Source organism: Alicyclobacillus acidiphilus NBRC 100859 (genome assembly GCF_001544355.1).
GTDB lineage: Bacteria > Bacillota > Bacilli > Alicyclobacillales > Alicyclobacillaceae > Alicyclobacillus > Alicyclobacillus acidiphilus.
Window position 1 is genome coordinate 1 of the sequence record NZ_BCQI01000132.1, and the last position, 1,784, is coordinate 1,784.

2 protein-coding genes are annotated in these 1,784 nt (G+C 45.1%); both read right to left on the minus strand.

Annotated elements, in window-relative coordinates:
- Window positions 1-383, minus strand: a 383-nt coding sequence (locus AAC01S_RS18355; RefSeq protein ID WP_067625945.1) for a GNAT family N-acetyltransferase, incomplete at its 3' end; no start/stop codon positions are given.
- A gap of 201 nt (window positions 384-584) precedes the next feature.
- The coding region (locus AAC01S_RS18360) for an MFS transporter (protein ID WP_157071301.1) at window positions 585-1,784 on the minus strand (1,200 nt) is incomplete at its 5' end.

Genomic DNA, 1,784 nt, shown 5'->3' on the forward strand with positions numbered 1-1,784 from the left:
TGTTCTCGAAATATCCACTCTACCACCGCATCGACCAACAAAGTTCCGATGCCTTGATTCCACATGTCTGGTTCGCCAATAAATTGATCCATGCCGTATATCCGATGATCCTGCTGATATCCGTATAACGTTAATTCCTCACCTAATACCGGGTAGACCTGGACATACCCCAGGGGCGAACCCTTCCACGTAACTAAACAACCAAGGATACCATCTGAATCAGTTTTGCTGAGGAACCTTTCGCGTACCATGTCCATGTCATGCGGCTTGTCCCGTCCTTCATAATAGGCGAGAACCCGTGGATCATTGAGCCATTTGTGAAGTATCGGACCATCTTCATCCGTGAGTGGATGGATTGCTAAATCGCCTCGTACCAGTTCCACAGCATACACCTCTCATTGCAATTAGAATTTCAATGTAGTGGTCATATGGGATTAACCTGCCCAATAGGGCAATAAGGAAGCCGATGCATTATGTCGCTATTGCCACTTATGCGCAATAAATTTCCTGCTCGATATTTAGAGATATAAACCATGGAAGATAAAGCAGGACACCCCAAAGTGTGCCCTGTGCTGTATTATTCGTCAATTATGAGATGCGATCCGAGGCTGTTCCGAGCCGTAATTTCGGACGATGGGCATGAAATAACCAATCACTGCAACGGCAATTTCAAGAACACCCGTACAAATTAACAAAACCGTTACTCCTGACCATTGAATCATCCATCCTGAAAATGCACGTGCCAGTGGTTCCGATCCCGACATTAAAACAATCATAAAACTAATGACTCGCCCAATCAGTTGTGGCGGGATGATTTTTTGATTCACACTGGGAGAAATTGTGTTCACCACAGCTTCCATAATGCCAATTATGAGCATCGTACCAATGAGCAGCCATAATTCTCTTGCAAAGACGAGTCCAAGAAACGCAAGCCCTTCGACGAAACAAGCCAGGAAGGTCATTCTTGGTGTTGGCTTTTGAATCCGAATGAAAGCAAAAAAGAAAGCTGCGAGAGCACCACCGATCCCGATGCCCATATTCATCAAGCCAAATCCTTGTGCACCCAGGTGAGCTTGTTTTGCCAAGAACGGCACCGCAATGAATGTGGCTTGCACGCAAGCATTGACCAAGAACGCACTTAAGGATGTCGTTAAAATCAGATGGTTCTTCAGTACATATCGAATCCCAACTTGAATATCGGATAAAAATGATAAGTTTTCTTTTTCTTCATTATCCGAATCAATGGGAAGCGGTTTAACCAAGAGTAGAAACAGAATCGAGCAAATAAACGAAAATGCATTCGCTCCAATGACAACTTGATAACTCCATTTCGAAATCAACGCACCGCCAAGCACAGGTCCTGCAATGGCTGCCGCCTGAAAACCAATCATCAAGAGTCCGAAGGATTGCGTGTATTGCTCTGAAGAAACCAATCTTTGTTGAAATGCAGATTGTGCAGGGAAAAATACCGCATCCATGCAGCCATAAATAATTGCCATCACAAACAACGTCCAAATTGGCGGTACACCGCGAAAACTCATCACCAGCAGAAACGCCATCACCAGCCCGCGTACAGCATCCGATGCAATCATGACCCATTTCGGATTCAAACGATCCGCAATGACACCGCCAATGGTAACAAGCAAAATTTGTGGCAATGAAATACACGCCATGATGGTTCCCAAAATTAAGCCTGAGCCTGTCTTCTCGACGACCATCCAATTGAGTGCCAGCAAAAACATGGCATCTCCTAGTCCTGAAATCAGTCCACCGCTCCAATAAGA